Origin of the sequence: Brevundimonas sp. (genome assembly GCF_030704825.1) — a bacterium.
GTDB lineage: Bacteria > Pseudomonadota > Alphaproteobacteria > Caulobacterales > Caulobacteraceae > Brevundimonas.
The window spans coordinates 79,726-105,409 of the sequence record NZ_JAUYNX010000016.1 but is presented as its reverse complement, the minus strand read 5'-3'; the positions used below and the strand labels follow the sequence as shown (position 1 = coordinate 105,409).

Here is a 25,684-nt window from a genome sequence, read left to right as displayed (position 1 = left end):
CGGGGCCGCAGGGCGCATCTTTCGTTCGACAGGGCCCTTGGAGGACATCATGCGCAAACTCGCTTTCTTCGCACCTCTCGCCGCGGCGCTCGCCGTCGCCGCCGCGCCCGCCATGGCCGAGCCGGCGGCCGTCACCGTCACTCTCGGCGGCGATCTCCAGGACAAGGTCGACGACCTGGGCGAACGCGAGGTCCGGGAACAGGCCGATCGGCTGGCCGAGGTCGTCCAGCGCGCCCTGGCCCGGGAGGGGGCCCTGGACGGGGCCCGGGTCGACCTGGTGTTGACCGACCTCCGGCCCAATCGCCCGACCTTCCAGCAGATGGCCGACCGGCCGGGTCTCGACGGTCTTCGCAGCCTTTCGATCGGCGGCGCGGCCATTGAGGGTCAGGTCACGATGGCCGACGGCCGGACCGTGCCGGTCAGCTACGACTGGTTTTCCACCAGCCTGGCCGACGTATGGGGTTCCAGCACCTGGCAGGACGCGAACCGGGCCTACCGGCGGCTGGCCGTCAACCTCGCCGACGGACGCTACGTCAGCCGCTGAGGGCTTTGGCGCGCGCGACGGCGGCCTTGACCGCGGCCTCGGCCGCCCGCGCCAGATCGCCGGTCGCCGCCATGGCCTCCAGCCCCGCCCGGGTCGTCCCGCCGGGTGAGGCGATGCGGGCGATCAGGGCCTCCAGCGTCTCCCCGGTCCCGACGCCGGCCCCGGCCGAGCGCAGGGCTCCCCGCGCCAGTCGCTCGGCCGCGCCGGACGGCAGGCCCTCGGCCTCGCCGGCGCGCGCCATCGCTTCAACGAAGGCGTAGATGAAGGCTGGAGCCGAGCCCGCCACGGCGGTCGCCGCATCCATCAGGCGCTCGCCATCCAGTTCCACCACATCGGACACGCTGGCGAACAGGTCCCGCGCCATCTCGCGGGCGCGGGCGTCGTCCGACCACAGGGCGGCCACGCCCTCGGCCTGGGCGACGGCCGTAGTCGGGATGACCCGGGCGACGGGTCGGGCCAGGACCGCGGCGATGTCCGCGGCGGAGACGCCCGCCATCACCGAGACCACCACGGCGTCCGGATTCAGGCTGCCCCTCAGCGGTTCGGCGGCCGCTCGCCACATCGCCGGCTTCACCGCCAGCACCACGGTCCGGGCTTCGGCCATGGCGGCCGGCGGCGGATTGACCCGCGCGCCCCTGGCCCGCGCAGCCTCCGCGGCCGGCTTTTCCGACGGAGTCAAAACGATCAGGTCGCGCGGTTCGACCGCGCCGGTCTTCAGCCAGCCCTCGAGGATGGCGGAGCCCAGCCGGCCGCAGCCTACGAGGGCGACGGGTGCGGCTCTGGCGTTTGTATTCATGGCCTCAGGCCGTGCCGACGGTCTCGAACAGGCAGGAGTCGATCGCCTCCTGCGGCTTCTTGTTGCCGCGGATCATGAAGTCGAAGGCGGGATAGTAGCGATCCGCCGCCTCGACCGCCGCGTCGATCATCGAGGCCGCCTGGGCCAGGGTGGGGCGCTCGCCCATCGGCAAGGCCAGCGAATGGCGGAAGACGATCTCGCCGTCCTCGGCCCAGACCTCGAAATGCCCCATCCAGGTGCGCTGATTGATCAGGCCGACCAGCTCATAGGCCGCGCCGCGGCGCTGTTTCGACGCCTGCAGGTCCAGCGCGCAGCAGAGCTGGAGGCAGTCGCCCTCGGGCCGCCAGGCGAACCACAGCTCATAGTCCTTCCAGTCCCCGGCCAGGGCGAAGGCCAGATCGCCTTCATCCGTCCGGTCGAACGGCAGGTTCTCGGCCACAAGGACGTGCTCCACGACATCCAGCGGGTCGTAGGGAACATCGACTTCTTCGGGCCGTACAACGTCCATCAGGCACTCTCCGGGCGCGACTCACGCCCCGTCAGGGAACGGTAGGCGGGTTCGCAGATTCGGCTCAACCGGCTGCGTCCTGCGGGGGAACGCGCCCTGTGGACGTTCCCGTGGCAGGCTTCTTTGCCGTCCTGGCAGGCGATTTCGCCGCCATGAGCTCGGCTCGCAGCGCCGCGATCTCGGCCTTGAGGGCGTCGAACTCGTCCCGCCGGACCAGATCCATCTCGGCGACGAAGCGATCCGTCTGGGCCCGGAACGCCGTCTTCGCCTCCTCGCCCGCCGCCTGGGCCAGGCCCATGGCGCCCGTCGTCAGCCTGGCGAACTCGTCGAGAATGGGATTGCGGGTCTGCATGGGAACTCTCCGACTCGACCAAGCGAATGTCGTTAATGAAGGTTCACCGGATATGGTGAACGAAACCTTGCTGTCGATGCGACCTGTGGCCTGATTTGGGCGCCGCGACCGTTGCGGAAATTTCAGGGACGCGCGCGGCGACGCTTGCTAAACCGCTGGCGACGAACCGTCTTAGGAGAGCCCGTGCAATTCCCCGAGTTCGACCCGGTGCTGTTCAGCATCGGCCCGCTGGATATCCGCTGGTACGCCCTCGCCTATGTGGCCGGCATCGTGGTCGGCTGGTGGTACGCCGCCCGCCTGGCGAAGGACAACGCCCTGTGGCGGCCCGGCGGGGCGCCGGTTTCGACGGTCCAGCTGGACGATCTGATCCTGTGGATCACGCTCGGCATCATCCTGGGCGGCCGTTTCGGTTTCGCCCTGTTCTACCAGCCATCCCTGTACGGGAACCTGTTCGCGGGCGCCGACTGGGGCGAGCGGCTGGCGCTGTTCCGGCTGTGGGACGGCGGCATGTCCTTCCACGGCGGCCTGATCGGCGTGTCGCTGGCGATCCTCTGGTTCGCCTGGCGAAACAAGGTGCGCCTGCTCAGTCTCGGCGACCTCGTGGCGCCGGCCGTGCCGATCGGCCTGTTCTTCGGCCGCATGGCCAATTTCATCAACGGCGAACTGTGGGGCCGCGAGACGACCGTTCCGTGGGCCGTCCGCTTCTGCAACGACCGCATCTATCAGATGTACGGAAGCTGCCCCGCCGGAAACGAACCGCGACATCCCAGCCAGCTGTACGAGGCCGGTCTTGAGGGCCTCGTCCTGTTCGCCGTGCTCTGGTTCGCGGTGCACCGGGCCAGGCTTCTGGCCAAGCCCGGCTATGTCACGGGCGTCTTCCTGTTCGGCTACGGCCTCGCCCGGGCCTCGCTGGAGAACGTTCGTCAGCCGGACGCCGGGAAACTCTCCGAGCTGCCGCTGGGCCTGACCATGGGCATGATCCTGTCGGTCCCGATGATGCTGATCGGGGCGTGGTTGATCTGGCGCGCCTGGAGCCGGCCGCCGGTCGCCGCCGACGCCTGATGTCCCTGCGGGACCGCCTCGCCCGCGAGATCGCCCTGACCGGGCCGATGACGGTCGCCGACTATGTCGCCCGATGCCTGCACGATCCCGAAGGCGGCTACTACGCCACCCGTCCGGCCATCGGCGCGTCGGGCGATTTCATCACCGCGCCGATGATCAGCCAGATGTTCGGCGAACTGGTCGGCCTGTGGGCGGTCGAGCTGTGGCGCCGTCTGGGCGCGCCCGAACGGGTGCGACTGGTCGAGGTCGGGCCCGGCGACGGAACCCTGATGGCCGACGCCCTGAGGGCCGCGCGGCTGGACCCGGAGTTCCTCTCCGCCGTGGACCTGGTCCTGATCGAACCCAGCCCGCCGCTGCGCGAGGCCCAGGCGCGAATGCTGTCCGACAGCGACATCCATCCCCGCTGGGTCGCGTCGCTGGACCGGATCGAGACCGACGCCCCGGTGATCCTGATCGCCAATGAGGTGCTGGACTGCCTGCCCGCGCGGCAGTTCGTGAAAACCGAAGACGGCTGGGCCGAGCGGCGCGTGGGGGTGACCGACGACGGCGCCCTGACCTTCGGCCTGGTGAAGATCACCGGCGGTTTCAGGCGCCCGGACTTCGCCGTCGAACCGGGCCAGACGGTCGAGATCTCGGAGCGGCAGGCCGCGTTCGGGCGCGACCTGGCGACATTGGTCCGGGCCACCTCCGGGGCCGCCCTGCTGATCGACTACGGCCGCGCCCGCCCCGGGCCCGGAGACACCCTGCAGGGCCTCCGCCGCCACCGGAAGGTCGATCCGCTGGACGGCCCCGGTGAAACCGACCTGACCCAGTGGGCCGACTTCCCCACGGTGCTCGAGGCCGCCGTCCACGCCGGGGCGGACGTCACCGGGACCATGGGACAGGGCGAATTTCTGAACCTGCTGGGGATCGAAGCGCGCGCCGACCGGTTGAAGGCGGGACGGCCGGACGCCGCGTCTGTGATCGACCGCCAGCTGGCCCGGCTGACCGCCGACGACCAGATGGGGACGCTGTTCAAGGCCTGCGCGATCTTCTCTCCGCGGACGCTGGTGGTCCCGGGCTTCGAGATCTGACCATGGCGCTCGCCCCCATCACCCACCCCCTCCTCGACCGCGCCGGCGTTCGCCACGGCTTCTTCACCCGGCAGGGCGGCGTCTCGACCGGCCTCTATGAGGGCCTGAACACCGGCATCGGCTCGCAGGACGATCCCGCCGCCGTGGCCGAGAACCGGCGCCGCGCGGCGAACCATCTGGGCGGCGTCCCCGACGACCTGGCCGCCTGCTATCAGATCCATTCCGCCGTCGCCCGCGTCGCCGAGGCGGGCTGGAAGGGGGAACGTCCCGAGGGCGATGCGACGGTCACCGCCACGCCCGGCGTCATCTGCGCGGTCCTGACCGCCGACTGCGCCCCGGTGCTGCTCGCCGACCCCGAGGCCGGCGTCGTCGGCGCCGCCCATGCGGGCTGGAAGGGAGCGCTGGAGGGCATCGTCCACTCCACGGTCGCGGCCATGCAGGCCCTCGGCGCCGAGCCCCGCCGGATGGTCGCCGTCGTCGGTCCCTGCATCGCCCGGGACTCCTATGAAGTCGGAGCCGACTTCCAGGACCGGTTCGACCACCACGACCCCGGCAGCGTCCGCTTCTTCGCCCCCGGCGAAACCGCCGACAAACGCCTGTTCGACCTTCCGGCCTTCGTCCTGTGGCGGCTGGAGCAGGCCGGGGTCGCCGACGCCGCCTGGACCGGCGACGACACGCGCGTCGACGCGGCGCGGTTCTACTCGAACCGGCGGGCGTATCTGAATGGAGAACCGGACTTCGGCCGACTGATGAGCGCCATCAGTCCGGGTTGACGAGAACCGTAGCCGTCGTCTCCCGATTGTCGAATTCGGTATTCGAAATCCCGCGGAATCCGTATTCGAATTCCCCGGCGTTCGGCGGTTGCCTTTAGCCCGCCATCGCCATTTCCGGTACGCGCGTCACTTCGCGCCAGGCCTGCGGATTGGCCAGCAGTTCGCGGACCAGCAGGTTGTTGATGGCGTGCCCCGCCTTGACGCCCTCGTAGCGGCCCAGCAGGGGCGCGCCGAGAACGTACAGGTCGCCGATCGCGTCCAGCGCCTTGTGCTTGACGAACTCGCGCTCCATCCGCAGCCCGCCGGGGTTGAGGATCTGGTCGCCGTCGATGACCACGGCGTTCTCCAGCGAACCGCCGCGGGCCAGGCCGGCGCGGCGCAGGGCCTCGACCTCATGGGCGAAGCCGAAGGTGCGGGCGGCCATGATCTCGTTGCGGAAGGTTTCCTCGTCGACGACGAAGTCCACCACCTGGTTGCCGATCACCGGCGTGTCGAAGTCGATCTCGAACCGCATCTCGTAGCGGTCGCAGGGCAGCAGGGCGGCGGTCTTGTCGCCTTCCCGCACCCGGATCGGCTCGAGGATCTCGATATAGCGGACCGGCGCTTCCTGACGGCGGAAGCCCGCGCGGTCCAGCAGCTGGACGAATTGCAGGGCCGAGCCGTCCAGGATCGGCAGCTCGGGGCCGTCGACCTCGACCACGGCGTTGGATACGCCCAGGGCGGCGAAGGCGGCCATCAGGTGCTCGATGGTCGACAGACGCACGCCGGCGGCGTTCTCGATCATGGTGTTCAGGCGGGCGTCGACGACGGCCTCGCCCGAAACCGGAATGCGGTTGTCGCGGTCCTTGATGTCCGTCCGCACGAAGACGATGCCCGTGCCGGCCGGGGCCGGACGCACGGCCAGACGCACCCGGTCGCCCGTGTGCACGCCCACGCCCGCGATGATGGCGGGCGCGACGGTCGTCTTCTGGCGATGGTCGTTTCTGACCGACAAACTCATACTCGCTGCAGTTCTTGCGCTCCGCCCCTGTGTGCGGATTTCGCCCCACGAACCGTCTAGCCGCCCCCTCGCAAGCGCGAAATGAAAGTCGGGTTTCGGATTGTTTCGGTCGTGGTGAATCGGGCGAAAACGCAAACCGCCCCGGAGCGCGGGCTCCGGGGCGGTCCATCAGGCTTTCGGCCGGATCAGTTGGCCAGTCGTCTCAGGAAGGACGGGATTTCCAGATCGTCCTCGGCCTGGCCCTGCTCGGGCTCGGGCATGGGCTGGACCTGGGTCGTCGATCGCATCTCGGTCGTGCGCGAGGGAGCCGGATAGGTCGGCTGCGCCGGCTGGCGCTTGCCGCGACCGAACAGGCTCCAGCCCGACTTGCGATGATCGCGATCGTCGTAGTCGTCATAGGCCGGCTCCTCCCGGCGCGTTTCCGGCTGCGGAGCGGCGCGATCGGCCGAGCGGTCCATGTACAGGTCGCCCTGGGCGACCGGAGCGGTCGTCTCGGCCGTCGTGCGGGCGCGCGGAGAGGATTCATACTCCTCGACCCACGGATCGACGATCGGCTCCAGGGTCCGGTCCTCGGCGGCGTGGATCACCGGTTCGGGGCGCGGATCGAGCCTCGGTTCGGGCGCGCGGGCGGCGGCGCCATAGACCGGCTGGCTCGGCTGGAACGTCGGAACGATGGGGGCGGGTTCGGGCTGGCGCGGGGTTTCGGCGCGAGCCGGCTCGCGGATCGGGTCATGTCGCACCGGCTCGGCGCGCGAGGCGGCATGGGCCGGAGTCGGACGGCGCGCATCGAAGGTCGAGGCGGCGTTCGGCGTGGTCCGGGCCGCGGCCAGGTCTTCCATGCCGGTGGCCACGACCGAGACGCGGATCTTGCCGTCGAGGGCCGGGTCGAAGGCGGCCCCGAAGATGATGTTGGCGTCGGCGTCCACCTCGCCGGCGATGGCGTTGGCGGCTTCGTCGACTTCGAGCAGGGTCATGTCCATGCCGCCGGTGATGTTCACCAGCACGGCCTTGGCCCCCTTCAGCGAGGTCTCGTCCAGCAGCGGGTTGGCGATGGCGTTCTGGGCGGCCTGCAGGGCGCGGTCCTCGCCCGAGGCCTCGCCCGTGCCCATCATCGCCTTGCCCATTTCGGACATGACGGCCCGGACGTCGGCGAAGTCGAGGTTGATCAGGCCGGGCAGGATCATCAGGTCGGTGATCGAACGCACGCCCGAGTGCAGCACCTGGTCGGCCATGCCGAAGGCGTCGGCGAAGGTGGTGCGTTCGTTGGCGACGCGGAACAGGTTCTGGTTCGGAATGACGATCAGGGTGTCGACATAGCGCTGCAGCTCGGCGATGCCCGCATCGGCCAGACGCATGCGGTGGCGCCCTTCGAAGGTGAAGGGCTTGGTCACCACGCCAACCGTCAGGATGCCGCGATCACGCGCGCATTTGGCGATGACGGGGGCCGCCCCGGTGCCGGTGCCGCCGCCCATGCCGGCGGTGATGAAGACCATATGGGCGCCGTCCAGGTGCCCGTAGATTTCCTCGGCGCTTTCCTCGGCGGCGTTCATGCCGACCTCGGGGTGGGCGCCCGCGCCCAGGCCCTGGGTGATGGTCTCGCCCAGCTGGACGCGGCGGTCGGTCTTGGCGAACGACAGATGCTGCGCGTCGGTGTTGGCGACGACGAACTCGACGCCCTCCAGACCCGCATCGATCATGTTGTTGACGGCGTTGCCGCCCGCGCCGCCGACGCCGAAGACGACGATCCGGGGCTTCAAGTCCGTGGCTTGCGGACGCACCAGCGAGAGAGACATTCTATTCCGACCTTATCCGACCCTGCCCTTGACGCTCCAACACGAAAACCCCGCCGATTCGCATTGGTTATGAGCGCGTTAAGGAAACACCCCATCTGCTTAAGGGAGTGTTACCGGATAGGGCGAGTCGGGCGTCGCGCCACGGATTTCGTTAACCTTGACTGCAGAAATCCGGCGGCGGACGAAAAAGGGGCGGCCCTTGCGAGCCGCCCCCGTCCGGTCAGGCCCGCCGGTCAGATGCCGCCGGGTCCGCAGTCGTTGCGCAGGAACTCCTCGACACTGGTGAGGACGTTGGCGAAGTTCGTCGGGTTCCAGGTGTTAATCGTGTGTTCCATATCCGGCAGGATGGTCAGCTTGACCGGCTTGCCGGCGTTGCGCAGGGCCGCCGCCATCGTCTCGGATTCCGACGGCAGGACGCGCGTGTCGCGGTCACCCGTGTAGAGATAGAGCGGGATCGAGACCTCGCTGACCCGACGCAGGGGATCCTCGCCATCCGCGGTGGGATGCTGGAACTCGCGCAGGAAGCGGCTGTTGTAGGTCCCCTTCTTGAACAGGGCGATGGTCGCCGGGCCGGCGCCGGCGGCGGCGCATTGATACAGGCCGTTCGGACGGACCGCCGCCATCATCGAGGCATAGCCGCCATAGGAATAGCCGTGCATGGCCACCCGGCCGGGATCGGCGACGCCTTCGGCGATGAGGTAACGAACACCGTCGTCATTGTCGTCCTGCATCTTGCGGCCCCACTCGCGGTCGCCGGCGCGCCACAGACGCTGACCCCAGCCCTCGGACCCCCGGAACTGCGGCTGCAGGACCGCGAAGCCGCGGGTGGCGAAGTACTGCGTCCAGCCGGTCACATCCCAGGTCAGGTTGTCGCGCGACCAGGGACCGCCGTGCGGGGTGATGATGGTCGGATACGGTCCCGGTCCATAGACCGCCGGATCGGGCTTGGTCAGAAAAGCGGGAATCATCAGGCCGTCGCGGGCCGGATACTGGATCAGGGTGGTCTCGCCCAGGGAGGCGCCGGCCAGCTCGGGATAGGCCCGGCCCAGCAGCCGGAGGCGGCCGTCGATCAGGATGTAATATTCGGTCGGGGTCGTCGGACCGGACTTGCTGATGATGATTTCGGACCGGTCGTCCGAGGTCGCCACCAATGAGATGTCCGCGCCGTCGCCGACGGAAAAGCGGCTGCGCTCTCCGGATTCGATGTCGACCCAGTTGACGGGCACCGTCGTGATGTTCGCCGCACGGCGCAGGTCGGTGAAGGCCTGCGCCAGCACCGGATCGGCGAAGTAGGTTCGACTACGCTCGCCGTCATAGGTGAAGCCGACGACCTCGCCGAAATTCTCCGGCGAGCGGGACCGGACCACGCCGCCGGCGTCAAACAGCGGGTGGGCGAAGGCGATCTCGCCGAACTGGCGTTCGCGGATCATGTACTCATAGATGGCGGAGCGGTCGCGTCCCTCGACCTTGCTGACGAAGATCACGTTGGGATCGTTGGAGAAGCCCACGATGGAGATGGGCTGCCGGTCCCGGGCGTAGTAGCGGAAATGCTCGGCCCATTCGCCAGTGTCAGGGTGCTTGATCCACTGGGCGATAAAGGCCGCGCCATTGTCGAAATCGAATTCCGACTTGGCCCGGATCTCGCCGTTGAGATCGGCCTGCTCGCCGCTGAAACGGTCGGAGCCCCGCTCGATCCGCTCGGCCCGGCCCGTGTAGAGGTTCAGCCTGTATTTGTCGCCCCGGAGGGGGTCGCTGACGATGATGTTCTGGGGGTCCCGGGGCAGGTCGCTGATCAGCTCGCCCACGCCGATGATGGCCTGCTGGGTTTCATCGAGGCCGTCGAATGACAGGGACGTCCGCGCCGGGACGCCTTCCAGCGTCAGAACCTGGGTGCGCTGAAGGAAGCTGCGCTCACGCCGGCCCGAGAAGGGATTGAAATCCCTCAATTGCTGGGTGGTGACGAAAATCCGGTCGTTCTTGATGAACTGGGCCCCGACGACCTCGGACCGTTCGTCGTCGGAGCCGATGATGAACGGGGCCTCGTCCATCGCGGCCGTTCTCCAGATGGCCACGACGCGCTGCCGGCCGTCCGGCGAGATGACGGCGACCACATGCCGGCCGTCCGGCGAGACATCCACCGACGCGATCGCGGGCTCGCGGGCCCAGGCGGTCGCCGGCGGCATGGTCTGGGCGGCGGCCGAGCCCGCGGGCGCGCCAAGGGCGATCAACACCGAGGCCAGCGCCCCGATCAGAATCCGGTTCATAGACTTAACTCTCCCCACGACGACGGTCGCTGCTGGTTCTTGTCGACAGCGCCTCAAAGGCCCCGTTGCGGCCACTATATCGTCTGAATTGCGGAACGCACGCGCTTCGTCGCCCGGACTGACATCCTCAATGACTGCGGGGCCGCGACGAAAAGTCGCCGGGCAAATCGTGGTCGCGAACGGCCCGAAGTGTGTCGTTTACGTTACGTTCGCGGCGCTGACTGCCACAATATGGCCTCTAGTCGCTTGGCCGCGGCAACAATCCTGTTACGGTCGAAGCATGGCGCTTTCTCCGACCGGAGGAGGCATCCGGAATTCACATCGCTTCTAGACATCTCTTTTGGGGGAAACCGACCTATGGCTTTCGATAGAAAGACTCTTTTGGCCTCTACCATTATCGCGGGGCTGGCGGTGTTCGCCCCCACCATGGTCATGGCCCAGACCCAGCCGGCTCAAACGCAGCAGCAAGAGGACGAAGAAGCCGCTGAAATCGACGAAGTCGTCGTCACGGGTTCGCGGATCCGGCGCAACGAGTTCACCAGCTCGCAGCCCATCCAGGTGATCACCTCGGAACAGGCGACGCTTGAAGGCCTGGCCGACACCTCGGAAATCCTGCAGTCCTCGACCGCGGCCAACACGGCCACCCAGATCAACAACTTCTTCACCGGCTTCGTCACCACCGGCGGCCCGGGCGTGAACACGGTGTCGCTGCGCGGCCTCGGCGCCCAGCGGACCCTGGTCCTGATCAACGGCCGCCGCGTCGGTCCCGCCGGCGTCCGCGGCACGGTCGGCCCCACTGACCTGAACACCATCCCCAGCTCGCTGATCGAGCGCGCCGAAATCCTGACGGACGGCGCCTCGTCCATCTACGGTTCGGACGCCGTCGCCGGCGTCATCAACATCATCACCAAGACCAACCTCGACGGCGGCTTCATCGGCGCCTACGCCAGCATGCCGCTCGAGGGCGGCGGCGAAGAGGTCCAGGTCAGCGCCAGCTACGGCAACACCTTCGACCGCGGCTATCTGTCGGTCGGCGCCGACTACTATGAGCGTTCGGAGCTGCTGTTCGGCGACCGCGAGCACTTCGACTGCCCGCAGGATCGCGTCTATTCGGATCCGCAGCTGATGCACCGCATCGACGTGCTGGAGGACGGCGAGTACAAGTGCGACTTCGTCCTGAACAGCATCATGCGCACCCAGTTGGCGGGCAGCATCGGCCCGGTGCTGGCGGCCAACCGCCGCGACGGCGACTTCGTCTTCAACAGCGCCGCGGTCCAGGGCGGCGGCTTCACGGGCTGCGACGCCCCGGGCTTCCAGCACGTCGCCGGCGGCTTCAACAGCGGCGCGACCCCCGGGCCCGACTGCTCGATCACCGCATCGCCCACCGCCGTGCGCCGCGCGGCCTATTCGGTCTATCCGCTGTACAACGACCGCTACGCCTCGCGGACCGCGATCTCGCCGGTCACCCGCACCAGCTTCACGGCCTTCGGCGGCTACGACCTGACGCCGAACATCGAGCTGTTCGGCGAACTGCTGCTGAACCGGCGCGAGTCGGAACAGTTCAGCTGGCGCCAGCTGTTCCCGACCGTCTCGCCGTATCACACGAACAACCCGTTCGGCGGGCCGTTCAACGGCATGACCAACACCTTCAACGGCGGCTACTACGTCACGCCCGTCGCCCTGGTGGACACCTTCAGCCGCCAGCAGGTTGACTACGGCCGCGCCGTCGTCGGTCTGCGCGGCGACATCGATCTGTTCGGTCGGGGCTGGGACTGGGAGCTGGCGGCTCAATACAGCAAGTCGGACGGCACCTACGGCGGCAACTTCTTCTACAATGACCGCGTCGCCGCCACCGCCGGACTGGACGCATTGTTCGCCGGCCGGCCCTTCGGCGCCAGCGCCGTCCCCGGCACGCCTGAAGCCGCCAACTGCGACGTGGCGCGCCTGACCTCGGCCACGGCCTGCCCCACCGGCGGGGTCAACTGGTTCACCGACGCCTTCATTTCGAACGGCCAGCTGACGGCGGAAGAAGCCGCCTTCATCAACGGCTATGAGGAAGGCAGCACCACCTACGTCCACCAGTATGTGGAAGGCGTGATCTCGGGCGACCTGTTCGACCTGCCCGCCGGTCCCGTCGGCGCGGCCCTCGGCTTCCACATGCGCAAGGAAGAGATCGACGACCAGCCCGGCGAGCAACAGCAGGCCGGCAACCTGTGGGGCCAGACGGCCGCCGGCCGGACCCGCGGTTCGGACACGGTGAAGGAGCTGTTCGCCGAGGTGGAGCTGCCGCTGCTGCGGGATGTGCCGATGTTCGAATCCCTGTCGGTCAACCTGTCGGGCCGGCTGTCGGACTATGACTCCTACGGCGAGAACTCGACCTACAAGGTGGGCCTCAACTGGCGCATCACCCCCGAGTTCCGCATCCGGGCCTCGCAGGGCACCTCGTTCCGCGCCCCGGCGCTGTACGAACTGTTCCTGGCCAACCAGACCAGCTTCCTGGGCCAGGCGAACGTCGATCCCTGCCGCAACTGGGGCACCAGCACCAATCAGAGACTGAGAGACAACTGCGCCGCCGACGGCGTGCCGGACAACTACAATGATCCGGGTTCGTCCGCGCTGATCACCACGGGCGGCGGCGTCGGCATCCTGGAGCCGGAAACCGCCGAAGCCGTCTCGGTCGGCCTGATCTGGACCCCGACCTTCGCCGACCTGAACATCGCCCTGGACTACTTCCAGATCGACGTTGACAACCAGGTGGCCCAGTTCGGCGCCGGCAATATCGTCTCGGCCTGCTACAACTCGGACGACTATCCGACCGACCCGCTGTGCACCCTGTTCGTGCGCGACAAGACCGGCGGTCCCCGCAACAACCAGATCCTCTCGGTCAACGACAGCTACGTGAACATCTCGCGTCAGTCGAACAAGGGTCTGGACCTGAACGTCCGCTACACGAGGGAGTTCTCCTTCATGGACCTGACGATCGCGGCCCGGGTCAGCCATATCCTGGACTGGACCCAGCAGGTCTTCACCGCCTCGGCGCCGACGATCCTGAACAGCCGGATCGGCAGCCCGGAAACGGTGGGCGAACTGTCGTTCCGCTTCGACCGCGGCGACTGGACCGTCTTCTATGGTATCGACTACGTCGGTCCCGCCGACAACCAGCCGTTCAACACCACCCCGGGCCAGGAAGGAGGCGCGACCGTCTTCCTGGGCCAGGCGGCCTATGTCGAACGGGGTGTCGACGAATATCTGAACCACGCCGTCTCGATCCGGAAGCGGTTCGACAAGTGGACCTTCCAGGCCGGCATCCAGAACATCTTCGACGAGAACCCTCCCTACCTGGGTATCGGCAGCGGTGCGACGGTGATCGGCAACACGCCGCTGGCCAGCCAGTACGACTGGAACGGCCGGACCGCCTTCGTGAACGTCTCGCGGACCTTCTAGGGGCCTCGAAACATCGCCACACGGCGAAAGGGCGGCGGGGAAACCCGCCGCCCTTTTGCTTGTCCGGTCACCGGGGCCTCAGGTTCCCGCGCCGGCAGGCCGGATGGCGGGCAAGCCGGGTCGGCCGCGGCGAGCGGCGGCCTCCGCCTGGCGCCGGCCAGACGTCGGGTTCAGAGATTTTCCCGGAGCCAGCCGGCGGCGCGCGCCACGATCCCGCCGCGATGGACGCGGGGCGCGTCGGCGGCGGAAATCTGGCGGGACATCAGCTTGCGCGCCGACACGGCCTCGCGCGGGCCATAGGCGGCGCGCAGCAACACCCCGGCCGCCGAACAGAAGGCCGGGCCGGAGGCGGCGTCGGCCAGGTGGGGGGCGCGCTGCGGCTTGCCCAGCCGCACCGGCCGGTCGAACACCCGGATCGCCAGTTCACGCACGCCGTTCAGCTGGCTGGCCCCGCCGGTCAGCACCAGACCGGCCCCGGGTTCCAGGCCTACGCCCGCGCTGCGCAGCCGGTCGCGCAGCAATTCGAGGGTTTCTTCCACCCGCGGGGCGATGACGGTCTTGAGCATGGCGCGCTGGACGAAGATGGGGCCGGCCGAAGCATCCTCGCCGCGCGGCGGGGCCTCCAGCATCTCGCGGTCCTCATGGGCGTCGGCCATCGCCGAGCCGTGCAGGGTCTTCAGACGCTCCGCCCCGGCCCGCGAGGTCGACAGGCCGCGGGCGATGTCGGCGGTCACGTGATCGCCGCCGACGTTGAGGCTCTCGATATGCAGCAGCGAGCGCCCGCCCCACACGGCGGCCGAGGTCGAACCGCCGCCCATGTCGATGCAGACGCAGCCCAGATCCATCTCGTCGTCTTCCAACGCCGCCAGCGACGACACCACCGGCGCCGCCGCCACGCCCTGAAGGTCGAGGTGCGCCAGTTCGAGGCAATGGCTCAGGCCGTTGAAGGCGCTCTCGGCCATGGACACGACCAGCAGGTCCAGCCCCAGCGAATGACCCTTCATCGAGCGCGGATCGTGCACGCCGCGCGCGCCGTCGACCGACCAGGCGATCGGCAGGACGTGGATCGGCCGCCGGTTCGGCAAACGAATCTGGGCCAGGGCCATGCCGATGGCCCTGGCCAGGTCGGCGTCGCCGACCGGATTGGCTCCCAGCGAGACCCGGGCCTGAACCCGGTGACTGGCCATCTGGCCGATGGCGGTGGTGACGACCACGCCGGATACCGGGCAGCCGGCCGCGCGCTCGGCCCGCTCGACCGCATGGCCGATGGCCTGGGCCGCCTCGTCCATGTTGACGATGCCGCCGCCGCGGACTCCCCGCGACTGGACGTGGCCCGCGCCCGCGACCCGGATCGTGCGGTCGGCGTGGCGCACGCCGTCGGCCTTCATGATGAAACAGGCGACCTTGGACTGGCCCAGGTCGAGGGCCGCCACCACGGGCGCCCGGCCCGCCGCGCGTCCCGCGCCGTCCACAGCCTTGTCCACAGACCGTCCGCTCATGCCGGGATCCTCACTCTACGCCTCGCCAGCGGAGGGCCGGACGGCGACCTCCTCGGGCGTTCTCAGATCGATGCGGGCGAAGCCCAGCTCCAGCAGCCGCTCGCGCTGGTCCAGGGCGTCCAGCTGGATCAGCGCCGCCTCCTGGTTGGAGGCGGGCAGCTGGATCAGGCTGCCGTCCTTCAGGCGCAGATCCCAGCGGCGCTCGTCGACCCGCACCAGCGCCTCGACCCGGCTTTGCAGCCGCGGGCGCTGGGCGATCAGGGGCAGGACCTCGGAGGCGGCCTGTTCGGCGCCCTTGCCGACCACCAGCGGCAGATTCGGATAGCGGCCGGCGTCGGCCCCGGCGATGACCGAGCCGTGGCGGTCGATCACCACATTGCGGCCGCCGGCCTGCCAGACGGCGAGCCGGTCGTGTTCGATGACGTGGACGATCAGGGTGTCGGGCAGCAGGCGCACCACCCGGGCGGACTCCACCCAGCCGATCGCCTCGACACGTTCGCGCACCGCATCCAGATCGATCGAGGTCATGGGCTGGTCGGCGGCCAGTTGCACCGCCCGCTGGATCGCGGCGGTGGCCTCGGGGCTCTCGCCCTCGATGAAGACCCGTTCCAGCTTCAGCCCGAGGCCCGCGGCCACGCCGTCGACGCCATGGCCGATCGAGGCGCCGATACGCTCGGCGCGCGCCCCGGTGGCCAGCACCCCGGCCAGCACGACGGCGCCGGCCGCGATCGAGATCATCACTGCGCGGGGAGACAGGTCCAGCCGCCCGAGCGCCGCCATCTTCCCGGGCGTGGCCTGGGCGTTGCGGGGCGAACGCCCGCGTCCTCCGGATTTGGGAGCCGCGCCGCGTTTTGCAGGCTGGTTCGAACCCTGTCGCCGACCGCCGCGAACTACCGCGGGCATGAGGCGTCCTCCACCATCCACCGCACCAAGGCCTTGTAGTCCATCCCGACGTGGGCGGCCTGCTCGGGACTGAGCGAGGTCGGCGTCATGCCGGGCTGGGTATTGACCTCCAGAAGGACCAGTTCGTCCTTAATATCGTCATAACGAAAGTCCGATCGCGACACGCCGCGGCAGCCCATGGCCGTGTGCGCCAGCTCCGATTCGCGCAGCGCCCGCTCGAACACATGGGGCGGCAGGACGGCCGGCAGCACGTGGCTGGAGCCGCCCGGCGCGTATTTGGCCTCATAGTCGTAGAAGCCCTTGGCCGGCGTGATGTCGGTGATGGTCAGGGCGCGCGGCCCGGACTTTTCACCGAGCACGGTGACGGCCAGCTCCTTGCCGGCGATGAAGGGCTCGACCATGACCTGCTCGCCCCAGGTCCAGCCGGCCTCGCCCGGCGCCGGGCACGGCGGCTCGCCCTCGCGAACCAGATAGACCCCGACCGAGGAGCCCTCGGCGTTCGGCTTGATCACATAGGGCGGCGGAAGCACATGGCTCCGGGCCACCTCATGCCGGTCGAACAGGCCGCCGCCCGGCACCACGACCCCCGCCGCCGCGAGCACGGCCTTGGACTTCTCCTTGTCCATGGCCAGGGCCGAGGCCAGGACGCCGGAGTGGGTGTAGGGAAGGCCCAGCGTCTCCAGCACGCCCTGGACGCAGCCGTCCTCGCCCCATTCGCCGTGCAGGGCGTTGAAGACGACGTCGGGTTTCAGATCGGCCAGCACCTGGGCCAGATCGCGCCCGGCGTCGACGCGGCTGACCTTGCGGACCTGCCCTTCCAGGGCGTCGGCGCACATCTTTCCCGAGCTCAGGGACACCTCCCGTTCGGACGACAGCCCGCCCATCAGGACGGCGACGTGCAACTCGGAAAAGGGGCGGCTCATGACGGACTCCGGATCAACCGATCTGTTGCGGCGAATGTCCTTAACAACGCCTCAACCTTGATGCGCCCACCGCCGGATAAAGTCGTGGCAGTCAGACCAGTCGGCCCATACCGCCTCGGCCCAGCGACGCACGGCGGCGGCGTGCGCTTCAGGGGCTTCGGCGCCCACGACATCCGCCACGGTCAGGGCATAGACGGGGCGCGGCGGCAGTTCGGGCAGCTCCGCCTTGCGGGCGGCGAAGGCCAGCATGGCGGCGTTGGCGGCCTCCCCTTCCAGGCCCTGGTCGAGCTGGACCATGAGCCTCGCCAGATGCAGGCCGACCGACTGGATCGCCCGGCGCGAGCCGTCGCCGGGATGCTGCACGGCCCAGGCGTCGACGCTGAGCCGGTGCACCGCCATCAGGCCGGGATCCGAATATTCCCGCGCCATCACCGTGTTGAACGCCGCCCAGCAGGCCGGCGACGACGTCATATAGGCGTGGACCGGCCCCTCGACGGCCGGCAGGCGCGAGCCGCAGCCCGGGCAGACGGCGATGTCAGCCGGGCCGGCCAATGCGCCTGATCTCCCAGTCCAGCTGGACGCCCGTCTTCGCCAGCACGTCGGCCCGCACGGCGTCGCCCAGTCCCTCGATGTCGGCGGCGGTCGCCTCCCCGGGGTTGATCATGAAGTTGGAATGCAGCTCGCTGAACATGGCCCCGCCTCCGGTGGCCTTGAACAGCTTGCCGCGCCAGCCGGCCTCGTCGACCAGCTTCCATGACGAATGGCCGGGCGGGTTCTTGAAGGTCGAGCCGCCGGTTTTCTCGCGGATCGGCTGGGTCAGTTCGCGGCGCGAAGTGATTTCGGCGATCTTCGCCGCCACGGTCTCGGGATCGTCGGGCGTCCCGCGGAAGGTCGCCTCGATCCAGATGATGTCGGCCGGCGCCTCGGAGTGGCGATAGGTGTAACCGAAGTCGGCCAGCGCATAGTCGACCCGCTCGCCCGACCGCGTGAGGCCTCGGGCCGAGACCAGAATGTCCTTCGTCTCGGCGCCATAGCAGCCGGCGTTCATGGTCAGCGCGCCGCCGATCGTGCCGGGGATGCCGGCGTAGAATTCCAGCCCGCCCAGCCCGGCTTTCGCCGAAGCCCGGGCGACCAGGGAGTCCAGCGCGCCCGCGCCGGCGGTGATCATATCACCCTCCGTCGTGATCCCGGCGAAGGGTCGTCCAGCCAGCCGCACGACCACGCCCTCGACGCCGCCGTCGCGGACGATGACGTTGGAGCCCACGCCCAGCACCGTCACCGGCACGGCCGGGTCCAGCACCTTGAGGAAGTCGGCCAGATCGTCGCCGTCGGCCGGAATGAACAGGACGTCCGCGTTACCGCCGACCCGAAACCAGGTGAACGGCCCCAACGGTTCGTCGCGCAGCAGCTTTCCGCGCACTTCCGGCAGGGCGATCAAGCGAGCGCCTCCAGCTGCCCCGGCAGGGCGTAGGCCCACTGGGTGATGTCCCCGGCCCCCAGCAGCACCACCAGATCGCCGGGCTTCGCCTCGGCGGCGATCACGCCGGGCAGGGCCTCGACGCTGTCCAGGGCCTGCACCGACCGGTGCCCAAACCGCCGGATGCCCTCGACCAGGGCGTTCTTGTCCACGCCCTCGATCAGCGTCTCGCCGGCGGCGTAGACGTCGGCCACGAACACCGCATCGGCGTCCGAAAAACACGTCGAGAACTCCTCCATCAGGGATTCCAGCCGGGTGAAGCGGTGCGGCTGGACCACGGCGATGACGCGACCCTCGGCGACCTGACGCGCGGCCTTGAGCACGGCGGCGATCTCGACCGGGTGGTGGCCGTAGTCATCGACGATGCGCACGCCACCTACGACACCCGTGGTGGTGAAGCGCCGCCGCACGCCGCCGAAGCCGGCGAGACCCGCCTTGATGGCCTCGTCCGAGACGTCCAGCTCGCGCGCCACGGCGATGGCGGCCAGGGCGTTGGAGACATTGTGCCAGCCGGCCATGGGCAGGTGCAGGCCCTCGATCCGGGTCGGTTCGTCGAGGGCGGCGAGGCCCTGCTTCTGGATCACCACGTCGAAGCGGCAGCCGTCGGGCTTCATCTCGACATTGTCGGCCCGGACCATGGCCTGCGGATTGACCCCGTAGGTCACCAGCCGGCGGTTATCGATCGAGGCCACCAGCCGCTGCACCTCGGGATGATCCAGACAGACGGCGGCGAAGCCGTAGAAGGGGATGTTCTCGACGAAGTCGACGAACGCCTTCCTCACCCCGTCGAAGTCGCCGTAGTGGTCGAGGTGCTCGGGGTCGATGTTGGTGACGATGGCCACGGTCGACTTGAGGCGCAGGAAGCTGCCGTCGCTCTCGTCGGCCTCGACCACGATCCAGTCGCCGTCGCCGACCTTGGCGTTGGTGCCATAGGCGTTGATGATGCCGCCGTTGACCACCGTCGGATCCAGTCCGCCGGCGTCGAGGATCGCCGCCACCATCGAGGTCGTCGTGGTCTTGCCGTGGGTGCCCCCGACCGCGATCGAGAACTGCAGCCGCATCAGCTCGGCCAGCATCTCGGCCCGGCGCACCAGCGGGATGCGGCGTTCGCGGGCGGCGACCATCTCGGGATTGGCCGCCTTGACCGCGGTCGAATAGACCACGGCCGAAACGCTGTCGCCGACGTGGGCCGCGTCGTGGCCGATGAAGATTTTCGCGCCCAGCTTCTCCAGCCGCTCGGTGTTGGCGCTGGCCTTCGCGTCCGAGCCCTGCACCGAATAGCCGATCTTGAGCATGATCTCGGCGATGCCGCTCATGCCGATGCCGCCTATGCCCACGAAATGGACGGGGCCGAGGTCGAAGGGTACGGGGCGAAGGCGAGCGATCATCCAAGCGCCTTAGCAAACGGGTGCGGCGGCGCAAGTTGATCCTTCTCCCCTTGCGGGAGAAGGTGGCCCGCGCAGCGGGTCGGATGAGGGATCACACCAGCGTCGGACTGATGCGCGTGGACTTCGCGCGACCCTGAAGCCAATCGTCGGACACCGCCCGACCCCTCATCCTCAGCCCTTCGGGCTGCCACCTTCTCCCGCAAGGGGAGAAGGACCAGTCAATCCTCGGCCACGAAATCCCGGGCGAACTCGGGAGCGTCCTCCTCGCCGGGCAGCAGGGGCTCGTCGTCGCCGTCCGTGGCCCGCGACGGATCCGGCACCTCGAAGCCGACCGGGATCGACAGGTCCAGCAGGCCGGCCGCCTTCATCTCCTGCACGCCCGGCAGGTCGTACAGGTTGGACAGGCCGAAATGCTCCAGGAACCGGTCGGCGGTGCCGTAGGTCACCGGCCGCCCCGGCGTCCGCCGCCGACCGCGCAACCGCACGAAACCCATCTCCAGCAGCAGGTCCAGGGTGCCCTTGGACAGGGAGACCCCGCGCACGCTCTCGATCTCGGCCCGGGTGCAGGGCTGATGGTAGGCGATGATGGCCAGGGTCTCCAGCGCGGCCTTCGACAGCCGCCGCGGCTCCTCGCGCTCCTCGGTCATCAGGAAGGACAGGTCCGGGGCGGTGCGGAAGCGCCAGCGGTCGGCGACGCATTCCAGCTCGACGCCCCGCCCCTGATAGCGCTCGCGCAGGGCCGAGATGGCCCCGCCCACGTCCGCGCCCTCGGGCAGGCGGCGCGCGATCTCGGCCGCCGACAGCGGGCCCGCCGCGGCGAACAGCAGGGCCTCGACGCGGCGCTCGATCTCTCCGTGGTCGGGTGCGAACTGGATCATGGCACAAGCTCCAGCGGCTGACCCCGCCCGCGCCGCTTCAGATACAGGTCGGCGAAGGCCTCGGCCTGTTTCACGTCCATCGCTCCCTCCTTGACCAGCTCCAGACTGGCCGACAGGGTCGAGGCGGTAAAGCTGGCCTGGGTCGGGCCGTCGTCGGCGCGCCGTTCCGGGGCCACCCGTTCCAGCGGCGTCCACTCCTCAAGCCGGGGCAGGATATCGCGCAGCCAGTCGCGCGCCGCCTCCAGGCCGAAGGCCTCGACCCGCTGGCCGGGGTTGTAGTGGCGCTGCTCCTCGCGCCGGCGCTGGGTCACATAGGCCGCCATCAGTTCGTACAGGCTGGCGTCGACGCGATCGGACGGCACGATCACCGTCGCCTCGGGATCGCCGCGGGTGAAGACGTCGCGCTTCAGCTGGGGCCGGGCGGTGATGGCCTCGACCGCCTTGCGCATCGCCTCCAGCTTCTGCAGCCGGAAGGCCAGGGCCGCGGCCATCTCCTCGGCGGGCATTTCGTCGCCCTTGCCCTTGTCGGTGCGCGGCAGCAGCAGGCGCGACTTCAGATAGGCCAGCCACGAGGCCATCACGAGATAGTCGGCCGCGAGCGAGAAATTCCGCCGCCGCGCCTCGTGCACGAAGGCCAGATACTGTTCCGCCAGCCGGGTGATCGACAGCTTGAGCAGATCGACCTTCTGCGTCCGCGCCAGCGCCAGCAGCACATGCAGAGGCCCCTCGTAGCCCTCCAGATCGACGACGAAGGCCTCCCGCGCGTCGACCTGTTCGGCGGCGGTGAAGTCCAGATTGGGCTGGAAGGCGTCGGTCATGGGATCAAGCCTGCGCTTCCCCGACGTCCGGGCCCTTCGCGGCGTCCATCCGTCCCGCCAGCAGGGCGGCGAACCGGTCGCGCGCCTCGCGCTCGTCCAGCGGCTCCGGTTCCCCGACGATCCGCGCCAGCGCCGCCGCGGCCCGCTTGCCCGCCTTGCCCTTCAGCTTGCCGACGCCCCCAGCCACCTGCCGCATCTCGTCGAGGTCGCCGTTGCAGTGCAGGACGACGTCGCACCCGGCGGCCAGCGAGGCCTCGGCCCTTTCCTCCAGGGAGCCCGACAGCGCCTTCATCGACAGGTCATCGGTCATGATCAGCCCGCCGAAGCCGAGATGATCCCGCATCAGCCGGATCGCCTTCCTCGAGGTCGTCGCCGGGCGTTTCGGATCGATGGCGTCGAACACCACATGGGCGGTCATGGCCAGCGGCATGTCCGACAGGGCCTTGAACGGCGCGAAATCCCAGCCGTCCAGGGTCGCCAGATCGGCATGCACCACCGGCAGGTCGTGGTGGCTGTCGGCGAAGGCCCGGCCATGGCCCGGCATGTGCTTGATCACCGGCAGGACGCCTCCCGCCAGCAGGCCTTCCGCCGCCGCCCGGCCCAGCTGCGCCACCGTGGCGGGATCACGGGCGTAGGCCCGGTCGCCGATGATGTCGTGGGCGCCGGGCACCGGGACGTCGAGCACGGGCAGGCAGTCGACGGTGATCCCCACGGCCTTCAGGTCATGCGCCATCAGCCGCGCGCCCAGCCGCACCAGTTCGCGCGCCGCAAGCGGATCGTTCGTCGCCTTCAGATACGCTTCGCCCGGCGGGTATTTCGGCCAGTGCGGCGGTCCCATCCGCTGCACCCGGCCGCCTTCCTGGTCGATCAGGATCGGAGCCTCCGCGTCGCCGATGCAGTCGCGCAGGTCGTCGGTCAGGGCCCGCACCTGGTCCGGGCTGTCGATATTGCGGCGGAACAGGATGAAGCCCCACGGCCCCGCCTCGGCGAAGAAGGCGCGTTCCGCCTCCGTCAGCCGATGGCCGCTACAGCCGTAGATCGCCGCCGAGGTCACCGATGGGTCAACGCACGAAACAGTCGCCGCCGCCCGCCTTGATGGCGTTGCACAGGCCGGTGGCCTGTTCGCGGCTCAGGCCGGTGACGGTGGTGCGATAGACGGTCGAGCCGTTGGAGGCGGTGACCTCCTGCACCCGCTTGTCGGCGCCGGCCGTGAACTGGGGATAGCGGGCCGTGACAGCGGCGAATTCGCGGTCGGCCAGACTGGGCGTCGAGAAGGCGCCGATCTGCACGCCGGAGCTTCCGCCGACCGGGGTCGCGGGCCGCGGCTCGGCCTTGGGCGCGGGCACGACGGCGGGCCCGCCGCGGGTCGGCGCGACCGGGTCGGGCCTCGGGGCCGTCTCGACGGGCCGGGGCGCCGGGCGCGGCTGCACGGCTTCCGGCGGCGGCGTGAAGGTCGGGGCGGTGGTCGGGGCCTCGGCCTCGGAATAGACGTCGATGCCCGCTTCCGGATCGATCGGCTGGGCGTCCACGGGGGCGTCGGCCTTCATCTGCCCGACCGGCGCGCCCACCGCGGGCGGAGCGTCGTTGGAGGAGCGGGGGCCGGCGCGGTAATAGACCACCACGGCGATGATCAGAAGCAGCAGCACCACGCCCGAGATGATCAGCGTCATCGGCGGCGCCTTGGCCCCGCCCCCGCCGCCGCCCCGGCGCGGGTCGTAGCCGCCGCGGTTGAACGGCAGGTCGTCGTCGGTCGGCGGCGTATAGGCGCCCCGGTCGCGGCCCTGGTTCGGACGATAGGGATCTTCGTTGGACATGGCCGCGCCTTCCGGTCGGTCCGCGCGAATCGGCGCGCGACCGCTCATCCTAACCCGCCCAGCCCGGCTTTCGAATCACAGATCGAGGGCGAGGTCGAGGCTGAACAGCTTCCTGTGCTCCTCGATGGCGTAGCGGTCGGTCATGCCGGCGATGTAGTCGCACACAGCCCGGGCCCGGCGGGCCTCGTCCGTCGTCCCGGCCTTGCCCGACCATTCCGGCGGCAGGGTGCCCGGATCAGCCATGAACAGCTGGAACATCTCAGCCAGGATGCGCCGCGCCTGGCTGCGGGTGCGGTTGACGCGGTAGTGGCGGTACATCCGCTCGAACAGGAACTGTCTCAGCACGCCCAGGTCGGCCAGCATGGCCGGCGAGAACGCCACCAGCATGCGATCGGCGGTTCGGACGTCCTCGGACGAGCGGATGTTCGCGGCCTCGATCCGCCGCTCGGTCTCGGCCAGCACGTCCTCGACCATGGTCCCGATCAGGCGCCGGACGGCCTCGATGCGGATCATCCGCTCGTCGATGTCTGGCCAGTCCTTGCGCACCCCGTGCAGCACCGGCCCGATCAGCGGCACCTGCGCCAGGTCGTCGAGGGTGAACAGCCCGGCCTGCACTCCGTCGTCGACGTCGTGGTTGTTGTAGGCGATGTCGTCGGCGATGGCCGCCGCCTGGGCCTCCAGCGAGGCGAAGGTGCCCAGCCGCAGGTCCCAGCCCGGCGCATAGTCGGCGATGGCCCGCCACGCCGGCTCGTCCAGCCGGTGCGAGACCGGGCCGTTGTGCTTGACCACCCCCTCGACCGTCTCCCAGCTCAGGTTCAGCCCCTCGAACTGGGGATAGCGATGCTCCAGCCGGGTCACCACCCGGAAGGTCTGGACGTTGTGGTCGAACCCGCCCCACGGCTGCATCTGCGCCTGCAGCTCGTCCTCCCCGGCGTGGCCGAACGGCGGATGGCCCAGGTCGTGGGCCAGGGCCACGGTCTCGGCCAGGTCGCTGTCCAGCCGCAGGGCGTGGGCCAGCGACCGGGCGATCTGGGCCACCTCCAGCGAATGGGTCAGGCGGGTGCGATAGTGGTCGCCCTCGTGCGCCACGAAGACCTGGGTCTTCTCCTTCAGGCGCCGGAAGGCGGTGCAGTGGATGATCCGGTCGCGGTCGCGGGCGTAGGCGTTGCGCGTGCGGCTGATCGGCTCGGGCGTCAGCCGGCCGCGGCTGTGCTCGGGATATTCGGCCCAGGGTGCGCGCTCGGGGATCAAGGTGTGCCGCTCTTTCAGGGTCGGGGCTTTGCGATCGCCCGCCCGCGCCTCATATAGGCCCCTGTGAGCAGCGTCCAATCCGCCCCCGCCTTCCAGATATCGCCGTCCGCCGGCGGTCACGGCCTGACTCTGTCCGACAGCGCCGCGAAGCGGCTGGCCCAGCTGGGCGCGGCCGAGGGCCATCCGGTCCTGCTGCGCGTCGCGGTCGACGGCGGCGGCTGCTCGGGCTTCCAGTACCGCTTCGAGCTGGTCGAGGCCGCCGAGGCCGACGACCTGCGCATCGAGGCCGACGGCCAGGCGGCGTTGGTGGACGCCGTCTCCCTGCCCTTCCTCAAGGGCTCCGAGATCGCCTTCGTCGACGATCTGGCGGGGGCCCAGTTCGTGGTGCGCAATCCGAACGCGGCCTCCAGCTGCGGCTGCGGCGTCAGCTTCTCGATCTGAGCGGCCGGCGGAAGGCGGCGGCCTTTCTCACTCGTCGTTGTCGAGCGCCACATCCCACCCATACAGGTAGCGGTGATCGCAATGCAGCGGCGCGGGATCGGCTATGGTGACGCGGGTGTAGATGGATGCGTCGTCTGGTTGACCTGTGAACGCGGACCCGGACAGCCAGAGCACCAGAGTGTCTCTGGCTGGCGAGTAGTCGGTGCGGCCCGTCACTGCGTACCGTAAGGGCCCGCGAAGACGATAGTACGAGGTGCCGCCCATCCTTTGCGTCCGTCGGCCGAGACTGGCTGGTGCGAATATTTCGCTTTCACGGATGCTGTAGCTGCCTCGGGGTCCGGCCACTTCGATGCCCATGCCCTCCAGGCCCATGCGGACATCGACCACCCGCTCGCCCTCATTGAGCAGGAAGCTGCTGTATTTGAAGCAAAGCTGCCTCGGGCCGACAATATCCGGGGTTGGCGGATCCTGTGTGGATGGCTGACTGGCGGCCAGAGCGGCAATCATCGCGATCATGAACATGTCGCCACGATAACACCGCGCGCGGATGGCCCCTACCAGTCGAAGCGAAGGTCTATCGGGCGATGACAACGACGCCGAATTCCCGCGCGCCTTCGGACCGGAGGAACCGGAACGCCTGCTGCAATTTCATTTTCAGACGCAGCAATTTTCGCGATCCGCCC

24 protein-coding genes are annotated in these 25,684 nt (G+C 69.3%); 6 read left to right on the top strand and 18 right to left on the bottom strand.

Features of this window, described 5'->3' with window-relative positions; all coding sequences use genetic code 11:
- Positions 1-49 precede the first annotated feature (49 nt).
- The gene (locus Q8Q71_RS09340; protein WP_305759312.1) at positions 50-544 is read left to right on the top strand and encodes a hypothetical protein; all 495 of its coding nucleotides are present in this window, start codon (positions 50-52) and stop codon (positions 542-544) included.
- On the opposite strand, the gene proC is transcribed toward Q8Q71_RS09340, so the two are convergent.
- The 3 genes from proC to Q8Q71_RS09325 all read right to left on the bottom strand — a co-directional run bounded on the left by proC (position 534) and on the right by Q8Q71_RS09325 (position 2,200).
- Positions 534-1,340, bottom strand: a complete 807-nt coding sequence (gene proC, locus Q8Q71_RS09335) for a pyrroline-5-carboxylate reductase (RefSeq protein WP_305759311.1) — start codon at positions 1,338-1,340, stop codon at positions 534-536. The genes Q8Q71_RS09340 and proC overlap by 11 nt on opposite strands.
- 4 nt (positions 1,341-1,344) lie before the next feature.
- Positions 1,345-1,848 carry a YbjN domain-containing protein gene (locus Q8Q71_RS09330; protein ID WP_305759310.1) on the bottom strand — a complete coding sequence of 168 codons (504 nt, stop codon included), beginning with the start codon at positions 1,846-1,848 and terminating at the stop codon, positions 1,345-1,347.
- Between the two features lie 64 nt (positions 1,849-1,912).
- Positions 1,913-2,200 (bottom strand): accessory factor UbiK family protein, encoded by a 288-nt coding sequence (locus Q8Q71_RS09325; RefSeq protein WP_305759309.1) that lies wholly within the window; start codon positions 2,198-2,200, stop codon positions 1,913-1,915.
- A gap of 183 nt (positions 2,201-2,383) precedes the next feature.
- On the opposite strand from Q8Q71_RS09325, the gene lgt reads away from it, so the two are divergent.
- Genes lgt through pgeF form a run of 3 tightly spaced genes read left to right on the top strand, consistent with a single transcriptional unit; the run spans position 2,384 to position 5,108 of the window.
- Positions 2,384-3,262, top strand: coding sequence for a prolipoprotein diacylglyceryl transferase (gene lgt / locus Q8Q71_RS09320; protein ID WP_305759308.1), 879 nt, complete (start codon positions 2,384-2,386; stop codon positions 3,260-3,262).
- Positions 3,262-4,335: a class I SAM-dependent methyltransferase gene (locus tag Q8Q71_RS09315; protein ID WP_305759307.1), complete on the top strand. Its 1,074-nt coding sequence runs from the start codon at positions 3,262-3,264 to the stop codon at positions 4,333-4,335. Before lgt ends, Q8Q71_RS09315 begins: the two co-directional genes overlap by 1 nt.
- 2 nt (positions 4,336-4,337) lie before the next feature.
- Positions 4,338-5,108 (top strand): peptidoglycan editing factor PgeF, encoded by a 771-nt coding sequence (gene pgeF, locus Q8Q71_RS09310; RefSeq protein WP_305759306.1) that lies wholly within the window; start codon positions 4,338-4,340, stop codon positions 5,106-5,108.
- A gap of 94 nt (positions 5,109-5,202) precedes the next feature.
- Here pgeF and lpxC read toward each other — a convergent pair whose 3' ends face one another.
- The 3 genes from lpxC to Q8Q71_RS09295 all read right to left on the bottom strand — a co-directional run bounded on the left by lpxC (position 5,203) and on the right by Q8Q71_RS09295 (position 10,165).
- The gene (gene lpxC, locus Q8Q71_RS09305; RefSeq protein WP_371315949.1) at positions 5,203-6,102 is read right to left on the bottom strand and encodes a UDP-3-O-acyl-N-acetylglucosamine deacetylase; all 900 of its coding nucleotides are present in this window, start codon (positions 6,100-6,102) and stop codon (positions 5,203-5,205) included.
- Between the two features lie 191 nt (positions 6,103-6,293).
- Positions 6,294-7,901 carry a cell division protein FtsZ gene (gene ftsZ / locus Q8Q71_RS09300; protein WP_305759304.1) on the bottom strand — a complete coding sequence of 536 codons (1,608 nt, stop codon included), beginning with the start codon at positions 7,899-7,901 and terminating at the stop codon, positions 6,294-6,296.
- Between the two features lie 233 nt (positions 7,902-8,134).
- A complete protein-coding gene (locus Q8Q71_RS09295; protein WP_305759303.1) occupies positions 8,135-10,165 on the bottom strand; it encodes a S9 family peptidase in 2,031 nt (676 codons plus the stop codon).
- A gap of 381 nt (positions 10,166-10,546) precedes the next feature.
- On the opposite strand from Q8Q71_RS09295, the gene Q8Q71_RS09290 reads away from it, so the two are divergent.
- On the top strand, positions 10,547-13,609 hold the full coding sequence (locus Q8Q71_RS09290; RefSeq protein ID WP_305759302.1) for a TonB-dependent siderophore receptor: 3,063 nt from the start codon (positions 10,547-10,549) through the stop codon (positions 13,607-13,609).
- A 170-nt stretch (positions 13,610-13,779) separates the two neighbouring features.
- On the opposite strand, the gene ftsA is transcribed toward Q8Q71_RS09290, so the two are convergent.
- The 11 genes from ftsA to Q8Q71_RS09235 form a co-directional block, all read right to left on the bottom strand.
- Positions 13,780-15,108 carry a cell division protein FtsA gene (ftsA, locus tag Q8Q71_RS09285; RefSeq protein WP_305759301.1) on the bottom strand — a complete coding sequence of 443 codons (1,329 nt, stop codon included), beginning with the start codon at positions 15,106-15,108 and terminating at the stop codon, positions 13,780-13,782.
- A gap of 15 nt (positions 15,109-15,123) precedes the next feature.
- Positions 15,124-16,011: a cell division protein FtsQ/DivIB gene (locus tag Q8Q71_RS09280; protein WP_305759300.1), complete on the bottom strand. Its 888-nt coding sequence runs from the start codon at positions 16,009-16,011 to the stop codon at positions 15,124-15,126.
- On the bottom strand, positions 15,999-16,934 hold the full coding sequence (locus Q8Q71_RS09275; RefSeq protein ID WP_305759299.1) for a D-alanine--D-alanine ligase: 936 nt from the start codon (positions 16,932-16,934) through the stop codon (positions 15,999-16,001). Before Q8Q71_RS09275 ends, Q8Q71_RS09280 begins: the two co-directional genes overlap by 13 nt.
- Positions 16,935-16,985: 51 nt before the next feature.
- Positions 16,986-17,486, bottom strand: coding sequence for a DUF5946 family protein (locus tag Q8Q71_RS09270; protein WP_305759298.1), 501 nt, complete (start codon positions 17,484-17,486; stop codon positions 16,986-16,988).
- Entirely contained in the window at positions 17,470-18,372 is a 903-nt protein-coding gene (murB, locus tag Q8Q71_RS09265; RefSeq protein WP_305759297.1) for a UDP-N-acetylmuramate dehydrogenase, read from the bottom strand. The genes Q8Q71_RS09270 and murB overlap by 17 nt, the downstream gene beginning before the upstream one ends.
- A complete protein-coding gene (gene murC / locus Q8Q71_RS09260; RefSeq protein WP_305759296.1) occupies positions 18,369-19,799 on the bottom strand; it encodes a UDP-N-acetylmuramate--L-alanine ligase in 1,431 nt (476 codons plus the stop codon). Before murC ends, murB begins: the two co-directional genes overlap by 4 nt.
- Positions 19,800-20,017: 218 nt before the next feature.
- A complete protein-coding gene (gene scpB / locus Q8Q71_RS09255) occupies positions 20,018-20,677 on the bottom strand; it encodes an SMC-Scp complex subunit ScpB (protein WP_305759295.1) in 660 nt (219 codons plus the stop codon).
- Complete coding sequence (locus tag Q8Q71_RS09250; protein ID WP_305759294.1) at positions 20,674-21,495, bottom strand: ScpA family protein; 822 nt, start codon at positions 21,493-21,495, stop codon at positions 20,674-20,676. The genes scpB and Q8Q71_RS09250 overlap by 4 nt, the downstream gene beginning before the upstream one ends.
- Positions 21,496-21,499: 4 nt before the next feature.
- On the bottom strand, positions 21,500-22,549 hold the full coding sequence (gene nagZ, locus Q8Q71_RS09245; RefSeq protein ID WP_305759293.1) for a beta-N-acetylhexosaminidase: 1,050 nt from the start codon (positions 22,547-22,549) through the stop codon (positions 21,500-21,502).
- Positions 22,550-22,556: 7 nt separating this feature from the next.
- Positions 22,557-23,309, bottom strand: coding sequence for an SPOR domain-containing protein (locus tag Q8Q71_RS09240; RefSeq protein ID WP_305759292.1), 753 nt, complete (start codon positions 23,307-23,309; stop codon positions 22,557-22,559).
- Positions 23,310-23,384: 75 nt separating this feature from the next.
- The gene (locus tag Q8Q71_RS09235) at positions 23,385-24,560 is read right to left on the bottom strand and encodes a deoxyguanosinetriphosphate triphosphohydrolase (protein ID WP_371315946.1); all 1,176 of its coding nucleotides are present in this window, start codon (positions 24,558-24,560) and stop codon (positions 23,385-23,387) included.
- Positions 24,561-24,623: 63 nt separating this feature from the next.
- Between Q8Q71_RS09235 and erpA the strand changes: the two genes are divergently transcribed.
- On the top strand, positions 24,624-25,001 hold the full coding sequence (erpA, locus tag Q8Q71_RS09230) for an iron-sulfur cluster insertion protein ErpA (protein WP_305759291.1): 378 nt from the start codon (positions 24,624-24,626) through the stop codon (positions 24,999-25,001).
- A 27-nt stretch (positions 25,002-25,028) separates the two neighbouring features.
- Here the strand turns inward: erpA and Q8Q71_RS09225 are convergent, their stop codons facing one another.
- Positions 25,029-25,523 (bottom strand): hypothetical protein, encoded by a 495-nt coding sequence (locus tag Q8Q71_RS09225; RefSeq protein WP_305759290.1) that lies wholly within the window; start codon positions 25,521-25,523, stop codon positions 25,029-25,031.
- Positions 25,524-25,684: the final 161 nt, after the last annotated feature.

Excerpts from the sequence above, each read along its gene's own strand:
- Q8Q71_RS09340 (WP_305759312.1), top strand. The coding sequence starts at position 50 with ATGCGCAAACTCGCTTTCTTCGCACCTCTCGCCGCGGCGCTCGCCGTC.
- proC (WP_305759311.1), bottom strand. The coding sequence starts at position 1,340 with ATGAATACAAACGCCAGAGCCGCACCCGTCGCCCTCGTAGGCTGCGGC.
- Q8Q71_RS09330 (WP_305759310.1), bottom strand. The coding sequence starts at position 1,848 with ATGGACGTTGTACGGCCCGAAGAAGTCGATGTTCCCTACGACCCGCTG.
- Q8Q71_RS09325 (WP_305759309.1), bottom strand. The coding sequence starts at position 2,200 with ATGCAGACCCGCAATCCCATTCTCGACGAGTTCGCCAGGCTGACGACG.
- Q8Q71_RS09315 (WP_305759307.1), top strand. The coding sequence starts at position 3,262 with ATGTCCCTGCGGGACCGCCTCGCCCGCGAGATCGCCCTGACCGGGCCG.
- pgeF (WP_305759306.1), top strand. The coding sequence starts at position 4,338 with ATGGCGCTCGCCCCCATCACCCACCCCCTCCTCGACCGCGCCGGCGTT.
- ftsZ (WP_305759304.1), bottom strand. The coding sequence starts at position 7,901 with ATGTCTCTCTCGCTGGTGCGTCCGCAAGCCACGGACTTGAAGCCCCGG.
- Q8Q71_RS09295 (WP_305759303.1), bottom strand. The coding sequence starts at position 10,165 with ATGAACCGGATTCTGATCGGGGCGCTGGCCTCGGTGTTGATCGCCCTT.
- ftsA (WP_305759301.1), bottom strand. The coding sequence starts at position 15,108 with ATGAGCGGACGGTCTGTGGACAAGGCTGTGGACGGCGCGGGACGCGCG.
- Q8Q71_RS09280 (WP_305759300.1), bottom strand. The coding sequence starts at position 16,011 with ATGCCCGCGGTAGTTCGCGGCGGTCGGCGACAGGGTTCGAACCAGCCT.
- Q8Q71_RS09275 (WP_305759299.1), bottom strand. The coding sequence starts at position 16,934 with ATGAGCCGCCCCTTTTCCGAGTTGCACGTCGCCGTCCTGATGGGCGGG.
- murC (WP_305759296.1), bottom strand. The coding sequence starts at position 19,799 with ATGATCGCTCGCCTTCGCCCCGTACCCTTCGACCTCGGCCCCGTCCAT.
- scpB (WP_305759295.1), bottom strand. The coding sequence starts at position 20,677 with ATGATCCAGTTCGCACCCGACCACGGAGAGATCGAGCGCCGCGTCGAG.
- Q8Q71_RS09250 (WP_305759294.1), bottom strand. The coding sequence starts at position 21,495 with ATGACCGACGCCTTCCAGCCCAATCTGGACTTCACCGCCGCCGAACAG.
- Q8Q71_RS09240 (WP_305759292.1), bottom strand. The coding sequence starts at position 23,309 with ATGTCCAACGAAGATCCCTATCGTCCGAACCAGGGCCGCGACCGGGGC.
- Q8Q71_RS09225 (WP_305759290.1), bottom strand. The coding sequence starts at position 25,523 with ATGTTCATGATCGCGATGATTGCCGCTCTGGCCGCCAGTCAGCCATCC.